Annotated in this window: 25 protein-coding genes; 10 read left to right on the top strand and 15 right to left on the bottom strand. The window is 72.4% G+C overall.

What is annotated here, in order from left to right; genetic code table 11:
• Window positions 1-6 precede the first annotated feature (6 nt).
• The 7 genes from OOK31_RS10545 to mce all read right to left on the bottom strand — a co-directional run bounded on the left by OOK31_RS10545 (window position 7) and on the right by mce (window position 10,531).
• Window positions 7-837, bottom strand: a complete 831-nt coding sequence (locus OOK31_RS10545; RefSeq protein WP_267012172.1) for an ABC transporter permease — start codon at window positions 835-837, stop codon at window positions 7-9.
• Window positions 834-2,060 (bottom strand): ABC transporter ATP-binding protein, encoded by a 1,227-nt coding sequence (locus OOK31_RS10540; protein ID WP_267012171.1) that lies wholly within the window; start codon window positions 2,058-2,060, stop codon window positions 834-836. Before OOK31_RS10540 ends, OOK31_RS10545 begins: the two co-directional genes overlap by 4 nt.
• 179 nt (window positions 2,061-2,239) lie before the next feature.
• Window positions 2,240-3,019, bottom strand: a complete 780-nt coding sequence (locus OOK31_RS10535; protein ID WP_267012170.1) for an ABC transporter permease subunit — start codon at window positions 3,017-3,019, stop codon at window positions 2,240-2,242.
• 2 nt (window positions 3,020-3,021) lie between these two features.
• Window positions 3,022-4,032 carry an ABC transporter ATP-binding protein gene (locus tag OOK31_RS10530; protein WP_267012169.1) on the bottom strand — a complete coding sequence of 337 codons (1,011 nt, stop codon included), beginning with the start codon at window positions 4,030-4,032 and terminating at the stop codon, window positions 3,022-3,024.
• A 100-nt stretch (window positions 4,033-4,132) separates the two neighbouring features.
• Window positions 4,133-5,071, bottom strand: a complete 939-nt coding sequence (locus OOK31_RS10525; protein WP_267012168.1) for a cellulose-binding protein — start codon at window positions 5,069-5,071, stop codon at window positions 4,133-4,135.
• Window positions 5,072-5,266: 195 nt separating this feature from the next.
• Complete coding sequence (scy, locus tag OOK31_RS10520; protein ID WP_267012167.1) at window positions 5,267-9,922, bottom strand: polarized growth protein Scy; 4,656 nt, start codon at window positions 9,920-9,922, stop codon at window positions 5,267-5,269.
• 180 nt (window positions 9,923-10,102) lie between these two features.
• Complete coding sequence (mce, locus tag OOK31_RS10515) at window positions 10,103-10,531, bottom strand: methylmalonyl-CoA epimerase (RefSeq protein ID WP_267012166.1); 429 nt, start codon at window positions 10,529-10,531, stop codon at window positions 10,103-10,105.
• A gap of 135 nt (window positions 10,532-10,666) precedes the next feature.
• On the opposite strand from mce, the gene OOK31_RS10510 reads away from it, so the two are divergent.
• Window positions 10,667-11,869 carry an acetyl-CoA C-acetyltransferase gene (locus OOK31_RS10510; protein ID WP_267012165.1) on the top strand — a complete coding sequence of 401 codons (1,203 nt, stop codon included), beginning with the start codon at window positions 10,667-10,669 and terminating at the stop codon, window positions 11,867-11,869.
• Window positions 11,870-11,877: 8 nt separating this feature from the next.
• On the top strand, window positions 11,878-12,840 hold the full coding sequence (meaB, locus tag OOK31_RS10505; RefSeq protein WP_267012164.1) for a methylmalonyl Co-A mutase-associated GTPase MeaB: 963 nt from the start codon (window positions 11,878-11,880) through the stop codon (window positions 12,838-12,840).
• A 105-nt stretch (window positions 12,841-12,945) separates the two neighbouring features.
• Here meaB and OOK31_RS10500 read toward each other — a convergent pair whose 3' ends face one another.
• The 5 genes from OOK31_RS10500 to OOK31_RS10480 form a co-directional block, all read right to left on the bottom strand.
• On the bottom strand, window positions 12,946-13,551 hold the full coding sequence (locus OOK31_RS10500; protein WP_267012163.1) for a PepSY domain-containing protein: 606 nt from the start codon (window positions 13,549-13,551) through the stop codon (window positions 12,946-12,948).
• A 96-nt stretch (window positions 13,552-13,647) separates the two neighbouring features.
• Window positions 13,648-14,124, bottom strand: a complete 477-nt coding sequence (locus OOK31_RS10495; RefSeq protein WP_267012840.1) for a MarR family winged helix-turn-helix transcriptional regulator — start codon at window positions 14,122-14,124, stop codon at window positions 13,648-13,650.
• Window positions 14,125-14,198: 74 nt separating this feature from the next.
• Window positions 14,199-15,002 (bottom strand): AIM24 family protein, encoded by an 804-nt coding sequence (locus OOK31_RS10490; protein ID WP_267012839.1) that lies wholly within the window; start codon window positions 15,000-15,002, stop codon window positions 14,199-14,201.
• An 11-nt stretch (window positions 15,003-15,013) separates the two neighbouring features.
• Entirely contained in the window at window positions 15,014-15,664 is a 651-nt protein-coding gene (locus tag OOK31_RS10485) for an AIM24 family protein (protein ID WP_267012162.1), read from the bottom strand.
• Window positions 15,664-16,302, bottom strand: coding sequence for an AIM24 family protein (locus tag OOK31_RS10480; RefSeq protein WP_267012161.1), 639 nt, complete (start codon window positions 16,300-16,302; stop codon window positions 15,664-15,666). The genes OOK31_RS10485 and OOK31_RS10480 overlap by 1 nt, the downstream gene beginning before the upstream one ends.
• A 174-nt stretch (window positions 16,303-16,476) precedes the next feature.
• On the opposite strand from OOK31_RS10480, the gene OOK31_RS10475 reads away from it, so the two are divergent.
• Window positions 16,477-16,824 (top strand): DUF3817 domain-containing protein, encoded by a 348-nt coding sequence (locus OOK31_RS10475; RefSeq protein WP_267012160.1) that lies wholly within the window; start codon window positions 16,477-16,479, stop codon window positions 16,822-16,824.
• Complete coding sequence (locus OOK31_RS10470) at window positions 16,821-17,117, top strand: MTH1187 family thiamine-binding protein (RefSeq protein ID WP_267012159.1); 297 nt, start codon at window positions 16,821-16,823, stop codon at window positions 17,115-17,117. Before OOK31_RS10475 ends, OOK31_RS10470 begins: the two co-directional genes overlap by 4 nt.
• A gap of 99 nt (window positions 17,118-17,216) precedes the next feature.
• Here OOK31_RS10470 and OOK31_RS10465 read toward each other — a convergent pair whose 3' ends face one another.
• Both OOK31_RS10465 and OOK31_RS10460 read right to left on the bottom strand, forming a co-directional pair.
• Window positions 17,217-18,242, bottom strand: coding sequence for a glycoside hydrolase family 6 protein (locus tag OOK31_RS10465; protein ID WP_267012158.1), 1,026 nt, complete (start codon window positions 18,240-18,242; stop codon window positions 17,217-17,219).
• A 107-nt stretch (window positions 18,243-18,349) separates the two neighbouring features.
• Entirely contained in the window at window positions 18,350-19,342 is a 993-nt protein-coding gene (locus OOK31_RS10460) for a DUF5937 family protein (protein ID WP_267012157.1), read from the bottom strand.
• Window positions 19,343-19,434: 92 nt separating this feature from the next.
• On the opposite strand from OOK31_RS10460, the gene OOK31_RS10455 reads away from it, so the two are divergent.
• The 4 genes from OOK31_RS10455 (at window position 19,435) to OOK31_RS10440 (ending at window position 23,464) form a co-directional block, all read left to right on the top strand.
• Entirely contained in the window at window positions 19,435-20,715 is a 1,281-nt protein-coding gene (locus tag OOK31_RS10455; protein WP_267012156.1) for an MFS transporter, read from the top strand.
• Window positions 20,716-20,758: 43 nt separating this feature from the next.
• On the top strand, window positions 20,759-21,268 hold the full coding sequence (locus tag OOK31_RS10450) for a MarR family winged helix-turn-helix transcriptional regulator (protein ID WP_267012155.1): 510 nt from the start codon (window positions 20,759-20,761) through the stop codon (window positions 21,266-21,268).
• 78 nt (window positions 21,269-21,346) lie between these two features.
• Window positions 21,347-21,676, top strand: a complete 330-nt coding sequence (locus OOK31_RS10445) for a DUF3817 domain-containing protein (RefSeq protein ID WP_267012154.1) — start codon at window positions 21,347-21,349, stop codon at window positions 21,674-21,676.
• A gap of 87 nt (window positions 21,677-21,763) precedes the next feature.
• Entirely contained in the window at window positions 21,764-23,464 is a 1,701-nt protein-coding gene (locus tag OOK31_RS10440) for a methylmalonyl-CoA mutase (protein ID WP_267012153.1), read from the top strand.
• A 115-nt stretch (window positions 23,465-23,579) separates the two neighbouring features.
• On the opposite strand, the gene OOK31_RS10435 is transcribed toward OOK31_RS10440, so the two are convergent.
• The gene (locus tag OOK31_RS10435) at window positions 23,580-24,218 is read right to left on the bottom strand and encodes a TetR/AcrR family transcriptional regulator (protein ID WP_267012152.1); all 639 of its coding nucleotides are present in this window, start codon (window positions 24,216-24,218) and stop codon (window positions 23,580-23,582) included.
• 250 nt (window positions 24,219-24,468) lie between these two features.
• Between OOK31_RS10435 and OOK31_RS10430 the strand changes: the two genes are divergently transcribed.
• Entirely contained in the window at window positions 24,469-25,464 is a 996-nt protein-coding gene (locus tag OOK31_RS10430; RefSeq protein ID WP_267012151.1) for a tetratricopeptide repeat protein, read from the top strand.
• Window positions 25,465-26,051: 587 nt separating this feature from the next.
• Window positions 26,052-26,705, top strand: a complete 654-nt coding sequence (locus tag OOK31_RS10425; protein ID WP_267012150.1) for a DUF6230 family protein — start codon at window positions 26,052-26,054, stop codon at window positions 26,703-26,705.
• Window positions 26,706-26,804 lie beyond the last annotated feature (99 nt).

The raw sequence follows: 26,804 nt of genomic DNA, 5'->3' as shown, positions 1-26,804 counted from the left end.
TCCGCGTCAGACGTCCCGGCGGCGCACCACCACGTAGGACGCGACGATCGCCGCCGCCGTCACCGCGACGATCAGCGACAGCTGCGCCAGGTCGCTCGGTGCGGGCTGGCCGTCGACGCCGCTGTCCTGGAGTCCGATGAGCTGGATCAGGCCCACCGGGGCGTTGTAGCGGAGCACCGTCAGCCCCACGGCCTCGGTGGCCGGCCAGACGGTCAGTATGCCGCCGAGCACGGGCGGCATCGTGACCACGCCGAGCATGACCGCGATCCCGCCCGCGGAGTGCCGTACGACGGCCCCGACGGCGAGCCCGAGCATGCCGAGCAGGGTGACGTAGAAGGATCCGGCGACCGCCCCCGTGACCTCGTCCCAGCCGTGCGCCCCGGCGGCCGCCCCGCTGTGCAGCAGGGCCGCGGCGAGGCCGACGAAGCCCACCGAGCCGAGCGTGGTGGCGAAGGCGACCGAGCCGAACACCAGGTACTTCGCGGTGAGCACCCGCAGCCGCTCCGGGGCGGCGGTGAAGGTGCTGCGGATCAGGCCGGTGCCGTACTCGGAGGAGATCGTCAGCACCCCGAGCACGATCACCGCGACCTGTCCGACCATCAGGCCGAAGAGGGCGGGGCCCGTGAAGGGGATCGAGGTGTAGTCGATGGAGGAGGTCTGGAGCACGGCGATCATGCCGATGCCGACGACCAGGGCCACGAGGGAGCCGAGCGTCCACAGCGTGGAGCGTACGGAGGTCAGCTTGGTCCACTCCGAGGCCAGGGCGTGACCCAGGTGCGGCCGGGGGGTGGGGAGCGCGGAGCTGTACGTCCCGGCGGTGGTCGTGGGGCCGGTCATCGGGGGTCCTCGGGGGTCTTCTCGGCGGTCTTCCCGGCCGAGGCTCCGACCTCGGCCGGCGCGGACCCGGCGGGAGCGGTTTCGGCGGGAGCGGCGGCGGGGGTCCCGGCGGCGGGGGCCGCGAGTTCGGCGGGGCTGCCCGGCATCAGGAAGGGCCGCCCGCCCGCCGCGGGCGGCGGGGGAGCGAAGAAGCTCGCCGCGGTCTCGCTCGGGACCTCGGGGGCCGTCTCCTCCTCCCACTCCGGCAGGGCCAGCGGTTCGGGCTCCCACAGCTCGGCGCGCGGGTCCTCGGTGGAGGTGTACTCGACGGAGGACTGGGTCATCCGCATGTAGGCCTCCTCCAGCGAGGCCCGGTGCGGGGACAGCTCCCACAGCCGTACGCCGGCCTCGTGCGCGAGGTCGCTGATGCGGGGCAGTTCCAGCCCGGTCACCCGCAGCGCCCCGCCCGGCTCCTGGAGCACGCGCCCGCCCGCCTTCGTCAGCGCGGTACCGAGCAGTGACCGGCCGGTGCGGGCACCGGTCGTGCCGGGGGCGTCCTCGGCGGCGCGCACCCGCGCGAATCCGGCCGAGTTGTGGGTGATGAAGTCGTGGGTGCTCATGTCGGACAGCAGCCGGCCCCGGCCGATCACGATGAGGTGGTCGGCGGTCAGCGCCATCTCGCTCATCAGGTGCGAGGAGACGAAGACGGTCCGGCCCTCGGAGGCGAGGTGCCGCATCAGATTCCGGACCCAGAGGATGCCCTCGGGGTCGAGGCCGTTGACCGGTTCGTCGAAGAGCAGCACCTGCGGGTCGCCCAGCAGGGCGGCCGCGATGCCGAGCCGCTGGCCCATGCCGAGGGAGAAGCCCTTGGTGCGCTGGCGGGCCACTTCCTGGAGCCCGACCACGCCCAGCACCTCGTCCACCCGCTTCTCGGGGATCCCGGAGAGCTTGGCGAGGGCCAGCAGGTGGGTACGGGCCCGGCGGCCGCCGTGCATGGCCTTCGCGTCGAGGAGGGCGCCGACGTGCCGCTGGGCGTTCGGCAGCTCCCGGAAGGGCTGGCCGTTGATCGTGACATGACCGGAAGTGGGCCGGTCCAGCCCGAGGATCATGCGCATGGTGGTGGACTTGCCGGACCCGTTGGGCCCCAGGAAACCGGTCACGTGACCCGGCTTGACCTGGAAGGACAACGCGTCGACGGCGGTCTTGGCGCCGAAGCGCTTGGTCAGGCCGACTGCCTCGATCATCGTGCTGCCCCTTGCCAGGCCCGGACGGCTCTCGTCCGCGTAAGCCTTAAGAGGATATCGAGCCGTCCGTGGTTCCCTCCCCGTCCGGATCCCTGAGCTACCCCTGAGATCCGACCCGGGGATCTCCCGTAGTACCCCCGGCGTCCGCCTCACGACGGACACCGGGGCAGGTCAGTCCGTCACGCGTCCCGGTTCTTGAGCACCAGGTACCCGCCGACCACGGAGGCCAGCACCCACAGGAGCATGATCCCGAGACCGCCCCAGGGGCCGTACGGGGTCTCCGCGCTGCCCATGGCGTCCGGCACGATCTGCATGATCTTCCCCCCGGCCTTGTCGGGCAGGTACTGGCCGTACTTGCGGGTCGCCTCGAAGCCGCTGAGGAGGTTCGAGACGATCAGGAAGAACGGGATCAGGACACTGATCGAGGCGACCGAGCTGCGCAGCATGGCGGCCACACCCATGGAGAACAGGGCGAGCAGCGCCATGTACAGGCCGGCGCCGATCACCGCGCGCAGGACGTGGTCCCCGTCGATGCCGATGCTGTGCTCGCCCAGGATGGCCTGGCCGAGGAAGAACGACACGAAGCTGGTCAGCAGTCCGACGATCAGGGCGAGCACCGTGGCGACGGTGAGCTTGCCCAGCAGGAAGGCCGCGCGTCCGGGGACGGCGGCCAGCGAGGTGCGGATCATGCCCGAGCTGTACTCGGTGCTGACGACCAGCACACCGAAGACGATCATGGCGAGCTGGCCGAACTGCATGCCGCTGAAGCTCACCAGGGTGGGGTCGAACGTGGCCCGTTCGACGGCGCCCATGTCGTCGAAGCTCGCCTTGATCAGGGCGCAGAAGGCGGCGCTGAACCCGACGGTGGCGATGAAGGCCATGGCGAGGGTCCAGCTGGTGGAGGCGACCGTGCGGATCTTGGTCCACTCGGACGTGAGGACGGCGGGGAAGGCGGCCATGGTCACTCGCCGCCCTTGCGCGTCGCGTCGAAACCGGCGCCCCACGCGGGAACGTCGGCGGGCCGGGCCGGGTTGTCGAAGCCCGCGCCCGTGCCGGGCGCACCCGGCGCGTGGGCGTGATACTCGACGGAGTCCGCCGTCATGCGCATGAACGCTTCCTCCAGTGAAGCCCGTTGCGGGCTGAGTTCGTGCAGCACGATCTGGTGCTGGGCGGCCAGCTCGCCGAGCTGCTCCGAGCTCGCCCCGTCGATCTCCAGCGTCCCGGTGGCCGGCACGCTGATCGCGTTGATCCCCGCCTCGTGCAGGACGTCCTTGAGCCGTTCCTGCTGCGGCGAGCGCAGTCGGACGTAACTGCGCGAGTTCTGCTGGATGAAATCGGACATCGACATGTCGGCAAGGAGCTTTCCTTGTCCGATGACCACCAAATGGTCTGCGGTCAGCGCCATTTCGCTCATCAAGTGGGAGGAGACGAAGATCGTCCTCCCCTCCGACGCCAGACCCTTCATAAGATTTCGGATCCAGAGAATTCCCTCCGGGTCCAGACCATTGACGGGTTCGTCGAACATCAAGATCTCCGGATCCCCGAGCAGTGCGGCGGCGATTCCCAGCCGCTGCCCCATCCCGAGCGAAAATCCTTTCGACTTCTTCTTCGCCACGGCCGTCAGGCCGACCAGATCCAGCACCTCCGCGACCCGCTGCTGCGGGATCCGGTTCGACTGGGCAAGGCAGAGAAGGTTGTTGTACGCGCTGCGACCGCCGTGCATGGCTTTCGCGTCCAGCAGCGCCCCGATGTACTTCAGCGGTTCCGGCAGGTCCCGGTAGTGCTTCCCGTCGATCCGGACCGTACCGCTGGTCGGGTTGTCGAGGTCGAGCATCATGCGCATGGTCGTGGACTTGCCCGCCCCGTTGGGGCCGAGGAAGCCGGTCACCACCCCCGGTCTGACCTGGAAGCTGAGGTTGTCCACGGCGGTTTTCGCGCCGAATCGTTTCGTAAGGCCCTCAAGCTCGATCATGCGGCCACGCTAGAACGCCCAAGGGCCGTACGCCACCTCAGACAGGTGACATACGGCCCAGAACTGCCCGTTTCGCTACCAGCGAGTAGACGGGTGCGTACTAGCGGCTCTGCTGAGCCGGCACCCCGCGGGTGACGGGCTCGTCGTCGACGATCGGGTTGGCGGCCGCGACGGCCGCGCCGGTCAGGGTCGCCAGCATCTCACGGACGTTGGTGAGCTGCGCGTTGATGGAGTCGCGACGGTTGGTCAGCGCCGCCAGCTCGCGCTCCGACTCGCTGCGGATCCGGTCGGCCTTCGCGTTGGCGTCGGCGACGATGTCCTCGGCCTGGCGCTGCGCGGTCTCCACGGTCTGGCGGGCCCGGCGCTCGGCGTCCGTACGGAGCTTCTCGGCCTCCAGGCGCAGCTGCTCGGCGCGGTGCTCGATCTCCGCGAGGCGCTTCTCGGCCTTCTGCTGACGCGAGGCCAGGTCGCGCTCGGACTGCTCGCGCCGCTTGGCCAGGTTGGTCTCGAAGTCCGCGGCGGCCTGGGCGGCCTTGGCGCGGGTCTCCTCGAAGAGGGCGTCGGCCTCCTCGCGCTTGGACGCCGCGTCCTTCTGGGCCTCGGCGCGCAGCGTGGTCGCGTCGCCCTTGGCCTTCTCGACGATGCGGACGCCCTCGTCCTCCGCCTTCGACTTGCGGTCCGCCGCGAACGACTCGGCGTCGTTGCGCACCTGCTGGGCCGCCGACTCGGCCAGCTCACGGTGCTGCTCGGCCGCACGACGGGCCTCCTCGCGCAGGTCCTTCGCCTCCTCCTCGGCCAGCCGCAGGATCTTCTCGACCCGGGCGCCGAGCCCGGCGTACGACGGCTCGGCGTCGCTCACCTGGGCCTGGGCGTTCTGCGTCTCGAGGTGCAGCTCCTCGATCCGCTTTTCCAGAGAGTTGATACGTCCTAGGGCGCTGTCGCGGTCGGAGACCAGCTTGGTAATGCGGTCGTCCACCTGACCGCGGTCGTAACCACGCCGCACGAGCTCGAAGCCGAAGGGGGAGGAAGTGTCGCTCATGGGGTTCCTGTCGAATGAGACCGATGAGGTGCTACGTGAGGTGTTAAGGGGAATCCTAGGCGCCCGGACGGCGTGTCATCGAGTCAATCCGTGTTTGCCCTGGACAATGACACCCCTTTTGAGTGGCAAGGCGACAGAATGCTTGTCACTCGTTCGCCTGAACCTCCACTAGGAGCACACATCCAGGGGTTCTGACTAGCCCTCTGACGCCTTACCACCCGAACGAGTGGAACCCGCTGTTGCGCCGGCCTTCACGCCCCCCGCGCCCTGGCCGCCCATCACGGGCTTTCCGCCACCCGAAGGTGCCTCGAAAGATTCCAACGCCTCAAGAACGTCCTGGACACGGGAGATCTCCGCCTGAATGTCCTCGCGCCTGCGCACCAGGACCTCCAGCTCACGACGGCCCTCGTCGACCAGTTGCTCGGCCTCCGCCTTCGCCTCCGCGAGGGCCTTCTCCGCCTGCCGCGACAGGTCCGCCTTCTTCTGCTCCGCCTCCTTGAGCAGCGCCTCGGCCTTGCGCACGGCCGCGATACGGACCTTGCCGGCCTCGCTGCTCGCGTCCGACACCAGCGCCTTGGCCTTCGCCTCGGCCTCGACGCTCTGCTCCGTCGCCGCCCGCACCAGCTTGTCCACGCGCTCGCCGGCCGACTTCATCTGCTCGGCCGACTCCCGGCGGGCCCGCTCGTGCAGCTCCTCCACCTCGGACTCGACGCGCGAGCGCAGCTCCTCCACCCGCTCCCTTATGGCCGCGGCGTCGGTGCGCGCCCCGACCAGCAGCTCGTCCGCGTCCGTACGGGCCTTCTCCACCAGGGAGTTGCCCTCGACGGTCGCCTCCGAGCTGATGCGCGCGGCCTCCTTGCGGGCCGCGTCGACCATCGCGTCGGCCTGCTCCTCGGCCGCCGTGGTGGCGGCCAGGGCCTGCCGGCCCGCGTCGGCGGTGAGCTTGTCGGCCTCGGCCGCCGCCTCCGTGATGAGCCGGTCGACCTGCTCGGCCGCCTCCGTACGCCGCTTGTTGGCCGCCTCGCGCGCCTCGTCCAGCAGCCGCTCCGACTCGGTGCGCGCCTCGGTACGGGCCCGCTCGGCCTCGGTCGCGGCCTCGGACTTGACCCGCTCGGCCTCCGACCGGGTACGGGTCGCGTGCTCCTGCGCCGAGGCCAGGGCCTCCGCCGCGTCGGCCCGCAGCCGCTCCGCCTCGCCCTGGGCCTCGCCGACCGTGCGCTCGTTGTCCTTGCGGGTCCGCTCGGTGAGCTTGTCGGCCTCCGCCGCGGCCTCGGTGATGAGCCGGTCCGCCTGCTCGGCGGCCTCCGTGCGCAGCCGGCCGCCCTCGGTACGGGCCTCGTCGAGCGTCTGCTCGGCCTCGCGCTCCGCACCGGCCAGCGTCTCGTTCGCCGCGACCGTGACGCGGTCCGCCTCGGCGGTGGCCTCGCCGATGATCCGGCCGCCCTCCGCCCGGGCCTCGTCCAGGGTCAGCGCCGCCTGCGCGACGAGCCGCTCGGCCTCGGCCGCGGCCTCGCCGACCGTACGCTCGTTGGCCGCGCGGGTCTCCTCGACCAGCCGGTCGCCCTCGGCGCGGGCGTCGACCAGGATCCGCGCGGAGTCCCGCTCGGCCGCGGCCAGGGTGTTGGCCGCCTGCCGCGTGAGCCGCTCCGCCTCGCCGGAAGCCTCGGTGACGAGCCGGTCCGCCTGCTCGGCGGCCTCCGTGCGCAGCCGGTTCGCCTCGGCGCGGGCCGAGTCGAGGGTGTCCGCCGCCTCGGCGCGCAGCGCCTCCGCCGCGGCCTCCGCCTCGCCGACGGTGAGCTCGTTGGCCGCGCGGGTCTCCTCCGTGAGCCGCTCCGCCTCGGCGGTGGCCTCGGTGATGAGCCGGTCCGCCTGCTCGGCGGCCTCCGTGCGCAGCCGGTTGCCCTCGGCGCGGGCCTCGTCCAGCGTGGCCGCCGCCTCGGCGCGGGTGGCCTCCGCGGCCGCCTGTGCGTCGGCGGTGAGCCGCTCGGCCTGCGCCTGCGCGTCCCCGACCGTGACGGCGTTCGCCGCGCGGGTCTCCTCGGTGAGCCGCTCGGCCTCGGCCGTCGCCTCGGCGACGATCCGGCCGCCCTCGGCGCGCGAGGCCTCCAGGGATTCCGCAGCCTCGCCGCGGATGCGGTTCGCGTCGTCCCGGGCGTCCGCCCGGGTCCGCGCCGCGTCCCGCTCGGACGCCGCCAGGGCGTCCGTCGCCTCCGTACGCACCCGCTGGGCGTACTCGGCGGTGTCGGCGCGCACCTGCTCGGCCTCGGCGATGGCGTCGCCGACCGTCCGCTCGGCCAGCGCCTTCGCCGCGTCCGTCTCGACCCGGGCCTCGCTGCGGATACGCGTCGCGTCCTCGCCGGCGCGCTCGCGCTCGGCGTGGGCGTCGGAGCGGACCCGGTCCGCCTCCTCCTCCGCCTCGGTGCGCGTACGCTCCGCCGCGTGCTCGGCGGCGCTGCGCAGCCCCGAGATCTCCTCCTCGGCCTGCTCGTGCAGCCCGGCCACGGAGTCCCGTACCTGCTGGGCGGTGGCCTCGGCCGCCGCGACCACCTCGGACGCGCGCCGCTCGGCCTCCTCCGTCAGCCAGACCGCCTCGGCGGTGGCCTCCTCGGAGCGCTTGCGGGCCTGGGCGAGGAGTTCCTCGCTCTGCTCGCGGGCCTGAGCCCGCTCGTTCCCGGCGTCCGTCCGGGCCCCCGACAGGGTCTCCTCGGCCTCCCGGCGACGCCGGGCGGCCTCCTCCTGGGCGGCGGCCAGCGCCTCGGCGGCCTCCTCGGCGACCCGCTCGGCGGCGGCCTTGGCCTCCGCGCGCAGCCGGTCCGCCGTCTCCTGGGCCTCGCCGCGCAGCCGCTCCGACTCCGCCTCGGCCTCCGCGCGCAGCCGTACGGAGACCTGCTCGGCCTCCGCGCGGACCCGGCCCGCGTCGTCCGCGGCCTCCGCGCGCAGCTCCTCGGCCTCCGCCTCGGACTGGGTCTGCAGGGTGCGGATGCGCTCCGCCGACTCGGCGCGCAGCCGGTCGTTCTCCTCGGTGGTCTCGCGGCGGATGTTCTCCGCCGCCGCGCGGGCGTCGCGCAGCGTCTGCTCGGCCGTCGTCAGCCGGCCCTCGGCCTCGGTGTGCAGCCGGACCAGCTCGACATCGGCCTCCGCGCGCTTCGCGGCGAGGGCCTGCTCGGTCTCCTCGCGCCGGGCGCGGGCGGCGGCGTCCGCCTCGGCGGCCACGGCCTGCGCCTGCTCCTCGGCCTCGTCCCGCAGCCGCTCGGCCTCCGCGCGGGTGCGCTCCAGGGTCTCCTCGGCCTGCTTGCGCAGGGTCGTGGCCCGCTCCACGGCCTCGGCGCGGACCCGCTCGCTCTCGGCGGAGGCACCCCCGCGCAGCTCGTCCGCGTCCGACTTGGCCTTGCCGAGCAGCTCCTCGGCGGTCCTGGCCGCCTCCTCGATCTGCTGGACCGCCTCGCGGCGGGCCTCCCCGCGGATCCGCTCGCCCTCGGCGACGGCCTCCGCGCGCAGCTGCTCGGCCTCGCCGCGCAGCCGCCGGGCCTCCTCCTGGAGCTCGACGGTGCGGGCCCGGTACTCCTCGGTGTCGTCCTTCGCCGCGCCCTTGAGCTCGTCGGCGGTGGTCGCCGCCTGGAGGCGCAGCCGGTCCGCCTCGGACTCCGCCTCGCGGCGGATCCGTTCGGCCTCCTCGGACGCGGCTCGGGTGGTGGCCCGGGCGTCCTCCGAAGCCTTGTTCAGTACGTCCTCCGCGGTGCGGGCCGCCTTCGCCAGCTGCGCCGCCATGTCCTCGGCGGCGGCCGTACGGGCCTGCTCGCCGGCCTCGCTGCGCAGCCGCTCCGCCCCCGCCCGGGCGTCGGCCAGCGCCTGTTCGGCCTCGGCCTTGAGGACCTCGGCCTCCTTGGTGGCCTCGCCGACCAGCCGGGCGACCTGCTCCTTGGCGGTGCGGGTGCGCTGCTCGTTGACGGACTCCGCGGAGGCGAGCTGGCGGGCCGCGCTCTCCTTGGCCTCCGCGAGCAGCGTCTCGGCCTCGGCGCGGGCGGAGCGCAGGGCGCTGTCCGCCTCCTGCACCCGGGACTCGGTCACCCGGGCGAGGTCCATGGTCTGCTGCCGGGTCTGCTCGGCCTCGGCGGTGCTGGTGCTGCGCAGCCGCTCCGCGTGCTCGGTGGCCTCCTGAGCCTGCGCGGAGGCGGCGGACAGCAGCCGCTCGGCCTCCTTGCGGGCGCGCAGCAGGGAGGATTCGGCCTCGGCGCGCGAGGCCTCCGCGTCGGCGGCCATCCGGCGCCGGGTCTCCTCGGCGACCCGGGCGGCCTCGGCGCGGGCCGCGTTCAGGGACTGCTCGGCCTCGGCGCGGGACTCCTCCATAAGCCGGCGCGCCTGGGACTCCGTACGGGCGCGCAGCTGCTCGGCCCAGGCCACGTTCTCGTTGACGTGCGCCTCGACGGTCTGGCGGCGTTCGTTGAGCTCCTGGTCCAGACGCTGGCGCCGGTTGACGGCCTCCGCGTGCAGCTCGGCCTGGAGCCGTGCCTGGTGCTCGGCGTGCTCCTGGAGGATGCGCTGCGTCTGCGCCCGGGCGTCGCGCAGCTCGCGCTCGGCGTCGGAGCGCATCTGGTCGGCCTGGATCTGGGCATTGCGGAGCAGCTGCTCCGCCTGGTAACCCATGTCCGCGCCGTCGTAGGCGGGGCGGGACGCGAGATTGCGGCGTACCTCGTGGAGCTTGGCGCGCAGCACCTCGACCTGGTATCCCAGGTCCTCGGCGTGCTGGACGGCCTTCCCGCGCTCCTTCTTCAGCCGTTCCATCTCGGCTTCGAAGCGCGTGAGATGGTCGGCTTCAGCCTGATGGCTCTCCTGGCTTTCGTAGCCGAGCACAGCGCGGTCCCATCCGTCCCCTGGTCGCAAGCTCACTCCCAAATGAGCATCGCTCGCCCGCTGAACGACGCCCCCGGGGAATGGTGTCAGATACCGGGGCAGGGGTTCGGGCCCCGACCCCGTCTCCGCACCGAACCCCGGCCGAGCCAGTGCCACTCTACCGGCCGGGGAATGGGGGCATCAGTGCTCAGGGTTGCTGGTGACCAGTTCGGTGAGGACTCCGTGGCAGTCCTTGGGGTGCAGGAAGGTGATCCGGGAGCCCATGGAACCCGTCCGGGGCTCGTCGTAGAGGACCCGGACGCCCTTGCCGCGGATGGCCTCGGCGTCCCCGTCGACGTCGGCGGTGCCGAAGGCGATGTGGTGGACGCCCTCACCGTTCTTGGCCAGCCACTTGGCGACCGTGGAGTCCTCGCGGGTGGGCTCCAGGAGCTGGAGGTAGGAGGCACCGCCGTCGGAGGTCTCGTTGATCTTGAGCATGGCCTCGCGGACGCCCTGCTCCTCGTTGACCTCGGTGTGGAACACCTCGAACCCGTACGTGGCACGGTAGAACTCGACGGTCTTGTCCAGGTCGAAGCAGGCGATCCCGATGTGGTCGATTCTTGTCAGCATGGGACCAGTGCACCGCCGAGGAGGGTGGTCACGCAACGTGCCAGCGATCACACCGACTGCCCGGTGACTGCGCGGGTACCGCTCAGTACATTCGGGTAAACCCTCGTTCACTCCTCATCCAAGGGGCTGTGCCTCATGTCCGGAACGAACAACACCACTTCAGTGATCGTCGCCGGGGCCCGCACGCCCATGGGGCGGCTGCTCGGCTCGCTGAAGTCCTTCTCGGGCGCCGACCTCGGCGGCTTCGCGATCAAGTCCGCGCTGGAACGGGCCGGGATCTCCGGCGACCAGGTCCAGTACGTGATCATGGGCCAGGTGCTCCAGGCCGGCGCGGGCCAGATCCCCGCCCGCCAGGCCGCCGTCAAGGCCGGCATCCCCATGAACGTGCCCGCGCTCACCATCAACAAGGTGTGCCTCTCGGGTCTCGACGCCATCGCGCTGGCCGACCAGCTCATCCGCGCCGGGGAGTTCGACATCGTGGTCGCGGGCGGCCAGGAGTCCATGACCAACGCCCCGCACCTGCTGCCGAAGTCCCGCGAGGGCTTCAAGTACGGCGCCGTCGAGATGCTCGACGCGATGGCCTACGACGGCCTCACCGACGCCTTCGAGGGCATCCCGATGGGCCTGTCCACCGAGACGCACAACACCCGCCTGGGCATCGAGCGCGCCCCGCAGGACGAGTTCGCGGCCGCCTCCCACCAGCGGGCCGCCGCCGCGCAGAAGAACGGCGTCTTCGACGCGGAGATCACCCCGGTCGAGATCCCGCAGCGCAAGGGCGACCCGGTGCTGTTCTCCACCGACGAGGGCATCCGCCCCGAGACCACGGCGGAGTCCCTCGGCAAGCTGCGTCCGGCCTTCACCAAGGACGGCACGATCACCGCCGGCACCTCCTCGCAGATCTCGGACGGCGCCGCCGCCGTGGTCGTGATGAGCAAGGCGAAGGCCGAGGAGCTGGGCCTGGAGTGGATCGCCGAGATCGGCGCCCACGGCAATGTGGCCGGCCCGGACAACTCCCTCCAGTCGCAGCCGTCGAACGCGATCCTGCACGCCCTGAAGAAGGAGGGCCTGCAGGTCTCCGACCTGGACCTCATCGAGATCAACGAGGCCTTCGCGGCGGTCGCCGTGCAGTCAATGAAGGACCTCGGCGTGACCCCGGAAAAGGTGAACGTCAACGGTGGCGCCATTGCCCTCGGCCACCCGATCGGCATGTCCGGGGCCCGTGTGGTGCTGCACCTGGCGCTGGAGCTGAAGCGCCGCGGCGGCGGTGTCGGCGCGGCCGCGCTGTGCGGTGGCGGCGGCCAGGGCGACGCCCTCGTGATCCGCGTCCCGAAGGCGTAGGTGCCCGTATGACGACGGTGGACGTCCCCACGCTGGTGGCACAGGCCCGCGAGGGCCGGCCGCGGGCGGTGGCCCGGCTGATCTCACTGGTCGAGGGGGCGTCCCCGCAACTGCGCGAGGTGATGGCCGCCCTGGCCCCGCTGACCGGCGGCGCGTACGTGGTCGGCCTGACCGGTTCCCCCGGGGTCGGCAAGTCGACCTCGACCTCGGCCCTCGTGTCGGCCTACCGCGCGGCCGGCAAGCGCGTCGGCGTGCTCGCGGTGGACCCGTCCTCGCCCTTCTCGGGCGGGGCCCTGCTCGGCGACCGGGTCCGGATGTCGGACCACGCCTCCGACCCGGGTGTCTACATCCGCTCCATGGCCACCCGGGGACACCTGGGCGGGCTGGCCTGGGCCGCCCCGCAGGCGATCCGGGTGCTCGACGCGGCGGGCTGCGAGGTGATCCTGGTCGAGACGGTCGGGGTCGGGCAGTCCGAGGTGGAGATCGCCTCCCAGGCCGACACCTCGGTGGTGCTGCTGGCACCGGGGATGGGCGACGGGATCCAGGCCGCCAAGGCGGGGATCCTGGAGATCGGCGACGTGTACGTGGTGAACAAGGCCGACCGGGACGGCGCGGACGCCACCGCCCGGGAGCTGAACCACATGCTCAGCCTGGGCGAGTCCCGGGGCGCGGGCGACTGGCGGCCGCCGATCGTCAAGACGGTCGCCGCGCGCGGCCAGGGCATCGACGAGCTGGTCGAGGCGCTGGAGAAGCACCGGGCGTGGATGGACGAGCGCGGGGTGCTGGCCGAGCGGCGTGCGGCCCGCGCGGCGCGGGAGGTCGAGACCATCGCGATCACCGTGCTGCGGGGGCGCCTGGCCGACCTGCGCGGGGACGCGCACCTGGACGCGCTGGCCGCCCGGGTGGCGGCGGGGGAGCTGGATCCCTACGCGGCCGCCGACGCGCTGCTGGAGAGCCTCACGGAGGGCTGATCCGGGTGGCGGCGGCCGGGGCGCATCCGCCCCCGGCCGCTGCTGCCGGGTCCCGCTGCCGGGTCCCGCTGCCGGGCTTCGGCGGCGGGGCTCCGGCGGCGGGGCTCAGTTTCCGTCGTCGTTGCCGTCGGAGTCGGAGTCGTTGTCGTTGTCGTTCGAGTCCGAGCGGGACGCGGTGACCTTGCCGCTGGTGGCGTCGACGGCGACGTTCTTCTTGTCGCCGTTCGAGGACCTGACCTGCACCGACCAGTGGTCGGCGACGCCGTTGTCGTTCTCGTCGTCCCAGTCGACCGACCAGACCTTGCCCGGGTGCGCCGCCAGGGCCGCCTTCATGGCCCGGTCGGCGCTGATCTTGGCGGCGAGGAGGGTCTTGTACTCGTTCGCCTCGTTGTCGGAGTCGCGGTTGCGGACCGTGGCGGCGCCGGCGGAGTCCACCTCGACCTCGGCGTGGCCCTGGCCGCCCTTGGCGATCACGTTCACGTGCCAGACGGAACCGTCCTTGTCGAGGGACTCGACGTACCCCGGGTACTTCTTCAGGGCCGCGGCGGCCGCTCCCGCGGCGTCGGTGTCGGCCCGTGCGACGGCCGAGGCGGGGACGGATCCCGCCGCGTCGGCGGACGTCGCGGCGACGGCCGCCGCCGGGCCCGGGAACAGCAGGGCCGCGGCGACGGCCGCCGGGACGTACAGGGTGCACGTACGCGTGCGCTTCATGGCTGGACCTCCTCCGGCCGGCCGGGCGGCCGGCAGTAAGCGGTACCGCCCATTCTCCGGCCGCCCGCCGCGTACGGCGCGACGGGCGGGGGTCCCTCAGACCTTGCCGCGGTTGTCCCGCAGGTGGTCCGCGACGGGGCGCAGCGACTCGCGCAGCGCCGCCAGGGCCTCCGGCGGAAGCAGGTCGATGAAGTGCTCCCGGACGGACGCCACGTGGTGCGGGGCGACCTTGCGCATGGTGTCCATGCCCTCGTCGGTGAGGACCGCGTACAGGCCGCGGCGGTCGGACTCGCAGTTCACGCGGCGCACCAGGCCCGCCGTCTCCATGCGGGTGATCTGGTGGGACAGCCGGCTCTTGGACTGCAGCGTGGCGGTCGCGAGGTCGCTCATGCGCATCCGGTGGCCGTCCGACTCCGAGAGGTTCACGAGGATCTCGTAGTCGTTGTTGGTGAGTCCGAAGGGCTGGAGATCCTTTTCCAGCTGGTGCATCAGCAGTCTGCTGACGTCCAGGTGGGTGCGCCAGGCGCACTGTTCGGCGTCGGTAAGCCAGCGAGTGGCCGTCTCGGTCTCCATGGTCTCCATGAATGAACTCTACCTAAGAAGTTGAATTACGTACAAAAATAGGAACATCCGCGACGTGCGGAACGTCACAGTCCGAGCCGGCGCTGGAGATCACCCAGCTGCCCCGGCATCCGCGGCACGCCCAGCTGCCCCATCGGGCCCTGGCCCGCACCCGGGACGCCCTGCTGGTTGCCCGTGGCCGCGCCCGCGCCCACCGCGCCGACCGCCTGCTCCGCCATCAGCAGCTCGGTGGACTGCAGCAGCACCGTCCCGGCGCCGACGAACTCGAACTGGTGCTCCTCGCCCGAGGTCCCGCCGATGCCCGTGAGCGAGCGCAGCCCGCCCATCACGCCCGACATGTAGCCGTGATCGTAGTGGTGGCACGGCGACGGGCAGTCCGCCCAGCCGACCAGCGCCTGCGGGTCCACGCGCAGCGGCGGCTCCATGAACACCACCGGACCGTTGGACGCCGCCACGAACTTCCCGGTTCCGATCAGGGTCAGGAAGCCCGGCACGATCGACTGCTTCAGGGCCAGCGTGGGCTGGTACGCGAGCAGGTTCCCCGACCGGATGGTCAGGTTGCCCTTGTCCAGGTCGTACGAGTTCACGTCGAAGGCCCGGTCGGCGAGCAGCATCTTGCCCTGCCCTTCGGCCACCACCCAGTCGGCGGCGTGCAGCGGCGAGTGGAAGCTCGTGCGCAGCAGCCGGTCGAAGCGGCCGTTGCCGATGCCGTTGAACTCGATGCTCCCGTAGTACGAGATCATCTTGCCCTTCTGCAGGAACCACTGGCTCCCCTTGAGCTCCACGCAGAAGGTGTACGGGTTGACGTTGTCGTCGGAGGGCAGGGTGTACGGGTCGAAGACCGTCGGACCGCCCGGGCCGCCGGTCACGGGACCAAAGTTCACAGCTTCTCCTCCGAGGCCTGTACGTACACCGCGCCCTGGCCGGACAGCTCCAGCTGGAACGCCTCGCCCGAGCCGCGCCCCACCATGTCGCGCCAGCCGAGCGCGGTGGAGAGCTTGTTGCGTACGTCGCCGTGGTGGGCGACGTACGCCTGCGGGTCCACGTGGACCGGGCGGTTCGGGTGGATCGGGAGCTCGATGACTCCGCCGTGGGCCATCACGGCGACCGAGCCGTGGCCCTTGAGGGTGGTGGTGAACAGGCCCTGGCCGGTCACCTGGCCGCGCACCATGCCCATGACACCGCCCTGCGAGCCCATGAACATCGTGCCCTGCTGGAGGGTCCCGTCGAAGGCCAGCAGCCGGTCGGCCTCGACGTAGAGGGTCTCGCCGGTGAGGCTGATCACCTGGATGTGGTGGCCGCCGTGGCCGAACATCACGGTGCCGCTGCCCTCGACCGTCATCAGCGGGGTCTGCTCGTTCGCCACGCGGCGCCCGATCATGCCCATCACGCCGCCCTGACCGCCCGTCAGGCTGGGGGTGAAGGAGACCTCGCCGCGGTAGGCGAGCATCGCCCCGCGCTGGCTGTACATCTTCTGGCCGGGGACCACCTGGGCCTCGACCATCTTCGAGTTGATCTCGCGGAACGGCATCAGACGTCGCCGCCGATCGTGTTGCGCTCGCTGGGCTGCACGTAGACCAGGCCCTCGCCCTCGAAGCGGATCTGGAAGGACTCGCCGGAGCCCTCGCCGATCAGGGTGCGGAAGTTGACCCCGGACTGGAGGGACTGCCGCAGGTCGCCCGTGTGCGCGACGTACGCGCCCGGGTCCACCGACAGCGGGTACTGGGCGCTGACCCGCAGCACCACCGCCGGGCCGTCGGACGTGATCGCCGCCTGGCCGGAGCCCTCGACGGTGGTCGTGAAGAGACCGTTGCCCGTCGTGGCCCCGCGCAGGCCGGTGAAGGTCGTGCCGGTGCGCAGGCCGGCGTCGGTGCACAGCAGGTTGCTGGATTCGACGTACAGCTTCTCGCCGCGCAGATTGACCAGATTGATCTCACTCGCACGGTCCGCGAAGAAGCAGGTGCCGTGCCCCTGCACCTCCATCACCGTCATCTGTTCGCCGGTCAGCCGGCGGGTCACCATTCCGCGGAGGCCTTCGCCGCCGCCGGTCATCTTCTTGAAGGCCATCTGGCCGTCGTACGCGACCATGGCGCCGTTCTTCGCTTTCACGGCGTCACCGGTCAGGTCGACGGCGAGCACCTTGCTGCCTTGGAGTCGGAACTGAGCCACGGGATGAAGGTAGCCGCAGCGGGCGGGGCCGAACAGGGCCCCGTGGCCGATATACGCCACACTTACCGACTTCGGGAGGTCTGCGACCGGTGTGCGGGGACCCGGGGCAAGATCTCCGGGGGCGGCTGAGACACTGGAACGGACCCCCAGGCCTCCACCCGCGAAGGTTCACACGTGGACATCCAGACCGCTTCCGCCCTGCACCGGCTGCGCCTCATCTCCGTTCCGGAGGCGCTGTCGTTCCCGGCCCTGCTGATCTTCGGCTCGCTGCTCAGCCGCGTCTCGGACATCGACTACCTGATGATGCCGCTCGGGATCCTGCACGGGATCCTGTTCGTCATCTACGCGATCTTCCTGCTGGACGTCTGGAACAAGGCCAAGTGGCCGCTCAAGAAGGTCGCCCTGTTCTTCGTCCTCGCGCTGCTGCCCTTCGGCGGCCTGTACGGGGACAAGCTGCTCAAGCGGGACGAGGCCGACAGCGTCGTGGCCGCCGCCCGGGCCCGCGAGGCGGCCGGCGCATGATCATCGCGTTCTCGGTGACCCCGCTGGGGGTGGGTGAGGAGGTCGGCGAGTACGTCGCCGACGCCGTGCGCGTCGTACGCGAGTCCGGGCTGCCGAACCGCACCGACGCCATGTTCACCACCGTCGAGGGGGAATGGGACGAGGTGATGGACGTCGTGCGGCGCGCGGTGGCCGCCGTGGAGGCGCGGGCACCCAGGGTCTCCTTCATCCTCAAGGCCGACATCCGGCCGGGGGTCTCGGACGGGATGACCTCGAAGGTCGAGACGGTCGAGCGGCACCTCGCGGAGGGCTGACCGCCGGCGACCCCGTATGCGTGACGCGCCCCTGGCCCTTGCGGCCGGGGGCGCTTTCGTGTCCGCGTCCTGATGTCCCGACCGCTCAGTCCCGACCGCTCAGTCGAGGGCGCGGCGGGCCAGGCCCAGTGCGTGCTCCGGCCACCACTCGCCCGCCGCCGGGCCGCCCCGGCAGGGGCCGTCCGAGGTGCCCGGCGTCCTGATCCACAGGTACGCGTCCACGAGCGGGTCCCCCGTCCGGTCGGTGGGCGGGGTGCCGAGCGAGCGGCCCGGCGGGTTGCAGGGGGCGGGGTCCTGGCCGCCGCCGGGCGCCGGACCGGCCCCGCCCGGGCCGGTGTCGAGGACGAAGTGCTTGCCGCCGACGGCCTTCGAGAGCCGGGCCCCGTAGGCGCGGGCGGCCGCGTCGTCCTGGTGGCCGGAGACGTTGAGGGCGAAGCCGTCGGCGTGCGCGAGGCCCGCCCTGCGCAGCGGATCCACGAGGCGGGCCGGGTCCGGGATCCGGGCCGGGTCGCCGGCGTCCAGGTACACCCGGGTGTGCGGGTTCCGCTTGAGCCGGTCCACGGCCTCCGACAGCAGCCGGTAGCGCTCGTCCTGACGGTCCGCCGGGGTGCAGCCGTCGAGGGTGTGCGCGAGGGCGTCCGGCTCCAGCACGACGAGGGCCGGCGCGTCGGCGACGGCCGCGGCGAAGGCGGCGGTCCAGGCGCGGTAGGCGGCGGCGTCCCGGGCGCCGCCGGACGGGTGCGGGGCGCAGCCGCGGTACGGGAGGCGGTGCGCCGTCAGGAGCACGGTCCGGCCGGCGGCCTTGGCCCCCGCCCTGGCCCGGCGGATCTCGGGGCCGGGATCACCGCCCCGCACCCACAGGGCCGTCGGGCGTTCGGAGATCCGGCGCAGCACCTGGGCGTCGTGGTAGCGGCCCTGCGCCTCCCAGGCGGCGACCTGGCGGGCGGCGACACCCTGCGGGTCGACCCAGAACGGCGACCCGTCCGCCTCGGCGACCCCGCCCGAGGGCCCGGGTCGCGGCGCGGGCGCGGGCACGGGACCGGGGGAGCAGGCGGGGGCGCAGGCCAGGAGCAGCAGGAGGCCGAGGACGGTGACGGGGCGACGTCTGCGGGCGGCGGGGGGCATCCGGCTTCCTCGGGACGAAGGGGCGGCGGAGGGGCGGCGGAGCGGAACGCGGAACCGGGACATCGTGACATAAGGGACAACTCCCCCCGGTTCCGACACCGCACTCCCTACGGGCGACCCCCGGCCGCCAACGCGATACCGAGCGGCGTCCGCTCGTAGAGCACCTGACGCCCGTACCGCGCCGTCACCAGCAGCCCGGCCGCCCGCAGCGCCTTCAGGTGCGCCGACACCGTGGAGGGCGCCAGCCCCAGCCGCCGCGCGAGCGCCGTCGTCGAGGCCGGCTCGTGCAGCGCGCACAGCACCTCGGCCCGCGCCCTCCCCATCAGCCCCGCCAGCGCGCGGGGGGCCGGGCCCTCCGACGCCGTCCACAGCGCGCCGATGCCCCGCGCCGGGTACACCAGCGTCGGCTGCCACGGGGGGTCGTAGCCGCCCACCACCTCCGGCCAGACGAACGCGCTCGGCATCAGCAACAGCCCCTGGCCGCCCAAGTGGCGAGCGTGGCGGGCCGGGCCCTCGACGCTCAGGGTGCTGCTCTCCCCGTGCCAGCGCAGATCCGGGTGGAGACCGTCGAACAGGGCCTCCAGCCCGCCCGCCGCCAGCCGCCGGGAGTGGAACAGGACGTCGGCCTCCAGCAGGGCCCGCAGCCGCGGCCAGTGCGGGGCGACCAGGGCCCGCCAGGCCGCCTCCGTCAGATCGGCCAGTTCCCGCACGGCCCGGCCGGGGTCCGCCAGCATCCGCCGCCCCAGCTCGCTCTCCAGCGCGCCCGGCGTGCAGGCCAGCGAGCGGCGCAGATCCTCGCGGGCCGCCTCCGGGTCCGCCGCGCGCACCCGCGCCAGCTCCTCCTCGAAGGTCACGCCGGGCCCTGTCGGGGGCGGGCTGAGCAGGTCCGGATGGTGACCCCTGCGCGGCATCAGCAGCCACAGCGGGCGCAGGTCCAGCCCGGCCGCGGCGGACCGGATCCGGCTCAGCCAGGGCAGGTGGTACGCCTGCCGGTGCGGCCGCATCAGGACCCGTACGGCCTCCTGCGTCTCCCAGCGCGGGGAGAGCGCGAACCGGCACCGCAGGAGATCGCCCTCCCCGAACCGGAACTCGTACCCCATCCCGTCTCCCCCTTCCCTCCCCGCGCTGCCGCGGATTCGGCCGGACCCGAATGTCTGGTCCGGCGGGTCCGGCCCCGCCCACGCTGACGCCCATGCCCTCCACACCAGACCACGCCGGTGACGCGGCCCCGCGCACCGGACCCCGCCCGGCACCCGACCCCGACCCGGCGGGGACTGCGACCCGCGCCGGGTACGGCACCGTCCTGCGGGTGCCGGAGTTCCGCGTCGTCTTCGCCGCGCACCTGCTGTCGCTGCTCGGCGTCGTCGTCAGCGAGCTCGCCCTCACCGTCCTCGTCTACCGGGCCACCGGATCCCCCCTGATGAGCGCCCTCACCTTCGCGCTCGGCTTCCTCCCCTACGCCCTCGGCGGCACCCTCCTCGCCCCGCTCGCCGACCGGCTGCCCGCCCGGCGGGTCCTCGTCGGCTGCGACCTGGTCTGCGCGGCCTGCGCGGCAGCGATGGTGTGGCCCGGGACGCCCGTCGCCGGGCTCCTCGTCCTGCGCTGCGCCACGGCCTTCGTCGCGCCGCTGTTCCAGGGCGCCCGCAGCGCCTCCCTCGCCGACATCCTCGGACCCGGCGAGCCCTTCGTCCTCGGCCGTTCCCTGCTGCGCATGGTCTCCCAGAGCGCGCAGCTCGCCGGATTCGGCCTCGGCGGCGTGCTGCTGACCGTCCTCGCCCCGCGCGGCGCGATCGCCCTCACCGCCGCCGGGTTCCTGACCTCCGCACTGCTGCTGCGCCTCGGTACCCGGGACCGTCCCGCCCGCGCCGCCGCCGGGGTCCGCAGCTCGCCGCTCGGCGGGCTGCGGGCCGTGCTCGGGGACCGCCGGGTGCGGGCGCTGGCGCTGCTGTGCTGGCTGCCGCCCGGCTTCGCCGTCGTTCCCGAGGCGCTGCTCACGCCCTACGCCACCGGCATCGGCGCCGGGACCGTCGCCCTCGGGGTGCTCATGTGCGCCCTGCCCGTCGGTGCCGTCGCGGGAGAACTCTGGGCGGGGTCCGCGCTCACCGGCCGAACGCGTTCGCGGATCGTGGCCCCCCTCGCCTGTGCCGCCCCGCTCCCGCTCCTCGTCTGGGCGGCCCGGCCCGGCGTGGCCGTGCTGCTGGTGGCGCTGCTCCTCGCCGGGCTGGCGCAGGCCTACACCCTCGGGCTCGACCGGATGTACGCCGACGCCGTCCCCGACGAGCTGCGGGGCCGCGCCATGACCCTGCTCGGCACCGGACTGATGACCCTCCAGGGTGTCGGCATGGCCCTCGCCGGAGCCGCCGCCGAGTTCCTCCCGGTGCACGCGGTCGCCGCCGGGGCCGCCGTGCTCGGGGTGCTCGTCGTCCCGCTGCTCCTCCTGGAGGTGCGGGCGGCGGTGCGCGCCGAGGAGTGAGACGGGGGTGGCCGCCAAATGACCGACCGGTAGGGTCTGGTGGGTGCCCAAGCCGCTCAGTCTCCCCTTCGACCCCATCGCCCGCGCCGACGAGCTCTGGCAGCAGCGCTGGGGTCCGGTGCCCTCGATGGCCGCGATCACCTCGATCATGCGCGCCCACCAGATCCTGCTCGGCGAGGTCGACGCGGTGGTCAAGCCGTACGGACTGACCTTCGCCCGCTACGAGGCGCTCGTGCTGCTCACCTTCTCCCAGGCGGGGGAGCTGCCGATGTCGAAGATCGGCGAGCGGCTGATGGTCCACCCGACCTCCGTGACGAACACCGTCGACCGGCTGATGAGGTCCGGACTGGTGGCCAAGCGCCCCAACCCGCAGGACGGGCGCGGCACCCTCGCCTCCATCACGCCGAAGGGCCGTGAGGTCGTCGAGGCGGCCACCGAGGCCCTGATGGCCGTCGACTTCGGGCTCGGGGTGTACGACGCCGAGGAGTGCGGGGAGATCTTCGCCCTGCTGCGCCCGCTGCGGGTGGCCGCCGCCGACTTCGAGGAGAAGTGAGGCGCGGCGGCCGGGGGCGCGGCCGCCGGGGCGGGGCCGCGTCAAGATCGCGCAAAACGGACGGTTAGGCTCGACGGCATGAAACGAAGCGTGCTGACCCGCTACCGCGTCATGGCCTACGTGACCGCGGTCATGCTCCTGATCCTCTGCGCCTGCATGGTGGCGAAGTACGGCTTCGACACCGGCGCCGGCCTGACCCTCGCGGTCTCGCAGGTCCACGGTGTGCTCTTCATGATCTACCTGGTCTTCGCCTTCGACCTGGGCTCCAAGGCCAGGTGGCCCTTCGGCAAGCTGCTGTGGGTGCTGGTCTCCGGCACGATCCCGCTGGCCGCCTTCTTCGTAGAGAGCAAGGTCCGCGCCGAGGTCGAGCCGCTGATCGACGACGCCCTGGCCACCGCCAAGGCCTAGAGCGGTACCTGAGCGGACACCCCCGGGGAAGACTCTCCGGGGGTTGCCCATCGACATTTACTAGGACGTCCTAGTAAATTCGTGGGTATGGACGCTGACGCCATCGAGGAGGGCCGCCGTCGCTGGCAGGCCCGGTACGACAAGGCCCGCAAGCGCGAGGCCGATTTCACGACGCTCTCCGGAGATGACGTCGACCCCGTCTACGGGCCCCGGCCCGGTGACTCGTACGAGGGGTTCGAGCGCATCGGCTGGCCCGGGGAGTACCCCTTCACCCGGGGTCTGCACGCGACCGGCTACCGCGGCCGCACCTGGACCATCCGCCAGTTCGCGGGCTTCGGCAACGCCGAGCAGACCAACGAGCGCTACAAGATGATCCTGGCCGCCGGCGGCGGCGGGCTCTCCGTCGCCTTCGACATGCCCACCCTCATGGGCCGGGACTCCGACGACCCCCGCGCCCTGGGCGAGGTCGGGCACTGCGGGGTCGCCATAGACTCCGCCGCCGACATGGAGGTCCTCTTCAAGGACATCCCGCTCGGCGACGTCACCACCTCCATGACCATCAGCGGGCCCGCCGTCCCCGCCTTCTGCATGTACCTCGTCGCCGCCGAGCGCCAGGGCGTCGACCCGGCCGTGCTCAACGGCACCCTCCAGACGGACATCTTCAAGGAGTACATCGCCCAGAAGGAGTGGCTCTTCGAACCCGAGCCGCACCTGCGCCTCATCGGCGACCTCATGGAGTACTGCGCGAACGGCATCCCCGCCTACAAGCCGCTGTCCGTCTCCGGCTACCACATCCGCGAGGCCGGGGCCACGGCCGCGCAGGAGCTCGCGTACACCCTCGCCGACGGCTTCGGCTACGTGGAACTCGGCCTCTCCCGCGGCCTGGACGTCGACCACTTCGCCTCCGGCCTCTCCTTCTTCTTCGACGCGCACCTCGACTTCTTCGAGGAGATCGCCAAGTTCCGCGCCGCCCGCCGCATCTGGGCCCGCTGGATGAAGGAGGTCTACGGGGCGAAGTCCGACAAGGCCATGTGGCTGCGCTTCCACACCCAGACCGCCGGGGTCTCCCTCACGGCCCAGCAGCCGTACAACAACGTCGTGCGCACCGCCGTCGAAGCCCTCGCGGCCGTCCTCGGCGGCACCAACTCCCTCCACACCAACGCCCTCGACGAGACCCTCGCCCTCCCCAGCGAGCAGGCCGCCGAGATCGCCCTGCGCACGCAGCAGGTGCTGATGGAGGAGACCGGCGTCGCCAACGTGGCCGACCCGCTGGGCGGCTCCTGGTACGTCGAGCAGCTCACCGACCGCATCGAGGCCGACGCCGAGAAGATCTTCGAGCAGATCAGGGAGCGCGGCCTGCGCGCCCACCCCGACGGCCGGCACCCCATCGGGCCGATCACCTCGGGCATCCTGCGCGGCATCGAGGACGGCTGGTTCACCGGCGAGATCGCCGAATCCGCCTTCCAGTACCAGCGCTCCGTGGAGAAGGGCGACAAGCGCGTCGTCGGCGTCAACGTCCACCACGGCTCCGTCACCGGCGACCTGGAGATCCTCCGCGTCAGCCACGAGGTGGAGCGCGTACAGGTCCAGGAGCTGGCCGCGCGCAAGGGCCGCCGCGACGACGCCAAGGTGGGCGCCGCGCTCGACGAGATGCTCGCCGCCGCCCGCGACGGCTCGAACATGATCCCGGCCATGCTCGACGCCGTACGCGCCGAGGCCACGCTCGGCGAGATCTGCAACGTCCTGCGCGACGAGTGGGGCACCTACACGGAGCCGCCCGGTTTCTGACGGACCGGCAGGCCCACGGGCCGGTCGTGGCCCCCGTTACGGTGGGGCCATGACCGGCCTTCCCGCGTCCGTACGGGGCGTGAGCGCACGCGTGGTGATGAACAAGGGCCGGAGGTCAGGCGGAGGCCGCGCCCTGGAGGCCATGCATCAGCAGGCCCGTGAAGGAGGCCACCCAGAGGGCGTCCACCGGCTCGGAGCTCACCAGCGCCCGGTGCACCACCGTGCCCGCGATCACGTCGAAGATCAGGTCCGTGGTGTGGCCGGTGAGGGACTCGTCCTCCTCGTAGGGCAGTTCGCCGCGGGCCTGGGCCCGTTCGCGACCCAGTACGACGAGACGTTTCTGCCGGTCCACGATCGCCGACCGGATCCGGTCGCGCAGGGCCTCGTCCCGGGTGGACTCGGCGACCACCGCCATCAGGGCCGTACGGGCCTCCGGGCGCCGCAGGAGCGCCGCGAACTGCAGCACCACGTACTCGATGTCGGCTTCGAGCGAGCCCCGGTCCGGGAGTTCCAGCGCGTCGAAGAGCTCCGCGACCGCGTCCACGACCAGCTCGTTCTTGCCGGCCCAGCGGCGGTACAGGGTGGTCTTGGCGACCCCCGCCCGCGCCGAGACGTCCCCCATCGTCAGCTTCGACCAGCCCAGCTCCACCAGCGCGTCCCGCGTCGCCGCCAGGATCGCGGCGTCCGCCGCCGCACTGCGGGGGCGGCCGGTGCGACCGGGCGGGGGGTTCGTGCGGTGGCTGGGGTTGCGCATGGCCGAGACCATACCCGTCGGTAGTGGAACCGGCGGGGGCCCTTTCGGTGTGCTTCAGATCACTGGGCAGCGGGGGCCGGAGGGAGTTACGCTACGGCTCGTAGCGTAAGAGCGACAACCACGCGAAGGCTACTGGCGCCAGGTGGGGACCCGGCGCCGCACAGCGGTCAGGTGCGTCCAGTACAGCAGTTCACGAGCGATCTTTCGGGATCCTTTTCATCGGCGCGCGCACTCGGGGGAGGATGTACGCATGCAGCCCAGAAACATGTCCATGAGCGGCGTCGTCGACCTCGCCGCGGTGAAGGCGGCCGGCGAAGCCAAGGCGAAGGCCGAGCAGGCGCGCGCGGACGCGGCCCGGCAGGGCGGCGGCGTCCCGGGCGGTGCGCCCGGCGGTGCCGTACCGCCGTCCGCGCTCGTCGTCGACGTCGACGAGGCCGGCTTCGAAAGCGATGTCCTCCAGCTCTCCAACGAGGTTCCGGTCGTCCTCGACTTCTGGGCCGAGTGGTGCGAGCCGTGCAAGCAGCTCAGCCCGCTCCTGGAGCGGCTGACCGTCGAGGCGAACGGCCGCCTGGTCCTGGCGAAGATCGACGTCGACGCCAACCAGATGCTGATGCAGCAGTTCGGCATCCAGGGCATCCCGGCCGTCTTCGCCGTGGTCGCGGGCCAGGTGCTGCCGCTGTTCCAGGGCGTGGCCCCCGAGCAGCAGATCCGCGAGACCCTGGCCCAGCTGGTCCAGGTCGCCGAGGAGCGCTTCGGCCTCCTCGGCCTCCAGGTCGACCCCGACGCCGAGGGCGCCCCGGCGGCGGCCCCGGCCGAGATGCCGGCCGGTCCGTACGACGCGCTGCTGGAGGCGGCGGTCGTCGCGCTGGACGCGGGTGACCTGGGCGGCGCCGTGCAGGCGTACAAGAACGTACTGGCCGACGACCCGGCCAACACCGAGGCGAAGCTGGGCCTGGCCCAGGCCGAACTCCTCTCCCGGGTGCAGCACCTGAACCCGCAGACGGTGCGCGCCGAGGCCGCCGCCGACCCGAAGGACCCGGCCGCGCAGATGGCGGCGGCCGACCTGGACCTGGCCGGCGGGCACGTGGCCGACGCCTTCGCGCGGCTCGTGGACACCGTCCGGGTGACCTTCGGTGACGACCGGGACGCCGTGCGGGTGCGGCTGCTGGAACTGTTCGAGGTCATCGGAACGGACGACCCGAGGGTCTCCGCGGCCCGTACGGCCCTGGCGCGCGTGCTGTTCTAGGCGCCGCGGCGGGCCCGGCCCCGCCGCCGGTGATTTGTTGACACAGAGGTAAACAGCGGCCGCGCTTTGCCAAAACTTGGCAAACGCGGCCGCTGTTACTCGCAGTAAGTCGAACCCCGTGAACTGTCCGGTTGGTTCGCTCTTCCGCCGATCTGTCGTGGCCCTGGGTGACACCCTGTGTGGCCACTCGACGGCGCCGGGTCGCACCCCGGTTATCCAGCCGTTACCCGCCAGTAACGAACCCCCTTGTGCCCCGGCCGCGAATGGACCACGATCGGCGACGCTCGGTCCTTCCCGCAGAGCCGCTCATCCGGAGCCGCGGTGGAGGGTCCCCACCGGGCCGGCCGGTGGCAGTGGCACCGGCCGCGGGACAGGGGGGTCCCTGCCGTACCCGGCAGGGCCTGTCCTCCAGGTTGCGCGAACGCGTGGCCCAGTGGTTGTCGCTCGGGGGTGAACGCCGGTGTACGGGATGTGGCACAGCCATACCTCGCCCTCCTGCGCTCTCCTTCCCGAGGACGTAGCACTTCTCCCATCCCAGGACGGGCACGGCCCGGACCGGAGATGTACGTCCGAGAAGGAGGAACGAAATGAGTTCTCAGGTTCGTGGCGGGACCAGATGGAAGCGCTTCGCGCTCGTCATGGTGCCGAGCATGGCGGCCACGGCCGCGGTCGGTGTGGGTCTGGCGCAGGGCGCGCTCGCGGCGTCGTTCAGCGTCTCGGGTCAGAGCTTCAAGGTGTCGGCCGACAAGCTGGTCGGTGAGAACCTGATCCAGTACGGCAGTGTCGCCGAGGGTGCCATCCTGGGCGAGAAGGACCCGGACAAGAAGCAGAAGCACCCGGTGACGGTCTCCGGCTTCAGCAAGGCCACGATCACCAACATGTGCCAGTCCCTGGTCACGCCGGTGCCCGGCCTCGGAGCCATCACGCTCCAGCTGCGCACGGGCAACAAGGGCACCCCGGCGGTCGCGGAGAACATCTACCTCGACGTGGCCGAGCTGGACGCGGACGCCCACTTCGAGCAGCTCGACATCGGTGTCGCGGTGGGCGATCCCAACCACGTCACGAAGCCGGCGCCGCACACGGTGGCGGACAACGGACTGTTCTCGCAGCGGGCCAAGAAGGCCACGCTGACCAAGGTCCGGCAGAAGGCGTGGGCGACGACGGCGGGTACCTTCACGCTGCCCGACCTCAAGCTGCGCCTGCTGAGCGGCGACAAGCCGTGCTACGAGGACGAGAACTGATCCCGTCCCGTATGTGACCGGACGGGCGCGCGGCGGCAGCCGTCGTCGGGCGCCCGTCCGGGCTCCACAGAGTTCTCCGTACCACCGTTTCCAGGGAGC

It is taken from the genome of Streptomyces sp. NBC_00249 (assembly GCF_026342355.1).
Lineage (GTDB): Bacteria > Actinomycetota > Actinomycetes > Streptomycetales > Streptomycetaceae > Streptomyces.
Note: the sequence above shows the minus strand (reverse complement) of the source record. Positions and strands in the feature narration are given on the sequence as shown.

Coding starts and splice junctions, on each gene's coding strand:
- OOK31_RS10545 (WP_267012172.1), bottom strand. CDS start 837: ATGACCGGCCCCACGACCACCGCCGGGACGTACAGCTCCGCGCTCCCC.
- OOK31_RS10540 (WP_267012171.1), bottom strand. CDS start 2,060: ATGATCGAGGCAGTCGGCCTGACCAAGCGCTTCGGCGCCAAGACCGCC.
- OOK31_RS10535 (WP_267012170.1), bottom strand. CDS start 3,019: ATGGCCGCCTTCCCCGCCGTCCTCACGTCCGAGTGGACCAAGATCCGC.
- OOK31_RS10530 (WP_267012169.1), bottom strand. CDS start 4,032: ATGATCGAGCTTGAGGGCCTTACGAAACGATTCGGCGCGAAAACCGCC.
- OOK31_RS10525 (WP_267012168.1), bottom strand. CDS start 5,071: ATGAGCGACACTTCCTCCCCCTTCGGCTTCGAGCTCGTGCGGCGTGGT.
- mce (WP_267012166.1), bottom strand. CDS start 10,531: ATGCTGACAAGAATCGACCACATCGGGATCGCCTGCTTCGACCTGGAC.
- OOK31_RS10510 (WP_267012165.1), top strand. CDS start 10,667: ATGTCCGGAACGAACAACACCACTTCAGTGATCGTCGCCGGGGCCCGC.
- meaB (WP_267012164.1), top strand. CDS start 11,878: ATGACGACGGTGGACGTCCCCACGCTGGTGGCACAGGCCCGCGAGGGC.
- OOK31_RS10500 (WP_267012163.1), bottom strand. CDS start 13,551: ATGAAGCGCACGCGTACGTGCACCCTGTACGTCCCGGCGGCCGTCGCC.
- OOK31_RS10495 (WP_267012840.1), bottom strand. CDS start 14,124: ATGGAGACCGAGACGGCCACTCGCTGGCTTACCGACGCCGAACAGTGC.
- OOK31_RS10485 (WP_267012162.1), bottom strand. CDS start 15,664: ATGCCGTTCCGCGAGATCAACTCGAAGATGGTCGAGGCCCAGGTGGTC.
- OOK31_RS10470 (WP_267012159.1), top strand. CDS start 16,821: ATGATCATCGCGTTCTCGGTGACCCCGCTGGGGGTGGGTGAGGAGGTC.
- OOK31_RS10465 (WP_267012158.1), bottom strand. CDS start 18,242: ATGCCCCCCGCCGCCCGCAGACGTCGCCCCGTCACCGTCCTCGGCCTC.
- OOK31_RS10460 (WP_267012157.1), bottom strand. CDS start 19,342: ATGGGGTACGAGTTCCGGTTCGGGGAGGGCGATCTCCTGCGGTGCCGG.
- OOK31_RS10455 (WP_267012156.1), top strand. CDS start 19,435: ATGCCCTCCACACCAGACCACGCCGGTGACGCGGCCCCGCGCACCGGA.
- OOK31_RS10445 (WP_267012154.1), top strand. CDS start 21,347: ATGAAACGAAGCGTGCTGACCCGCTACCGCGTCATGGCCTACGTGACC.
- OOK31_RS10440 (WP_267012153.1), top strand. CDS start 21,764: ATGGACGCTGACGCCATCGAGGAGGGCCGCCGTCGCTGGCAGGCCCGG.
- OOK31_RS10435 (WP_267012152.1), bottom strand. CDS start 24,218: ATGCGCAACCCCAGCCACCGCACGAACCCCCCGCCCGGTCGCACCGGC.
- OOK31_RS10430 (WP_267012151.1), top strand. CDS start 24,469: ATGCAGCCCAGAAACATGTCCATGAGCGGCGTCGTCGACCTCGCCGCG.
- OOK31_RS10425 (WP_267012150.1), top strand. CDS start 26,052: ATGAGTTCTCAGGTTCGTGGCGGGACCAGATGGAAGCGCTTCGCGCTC.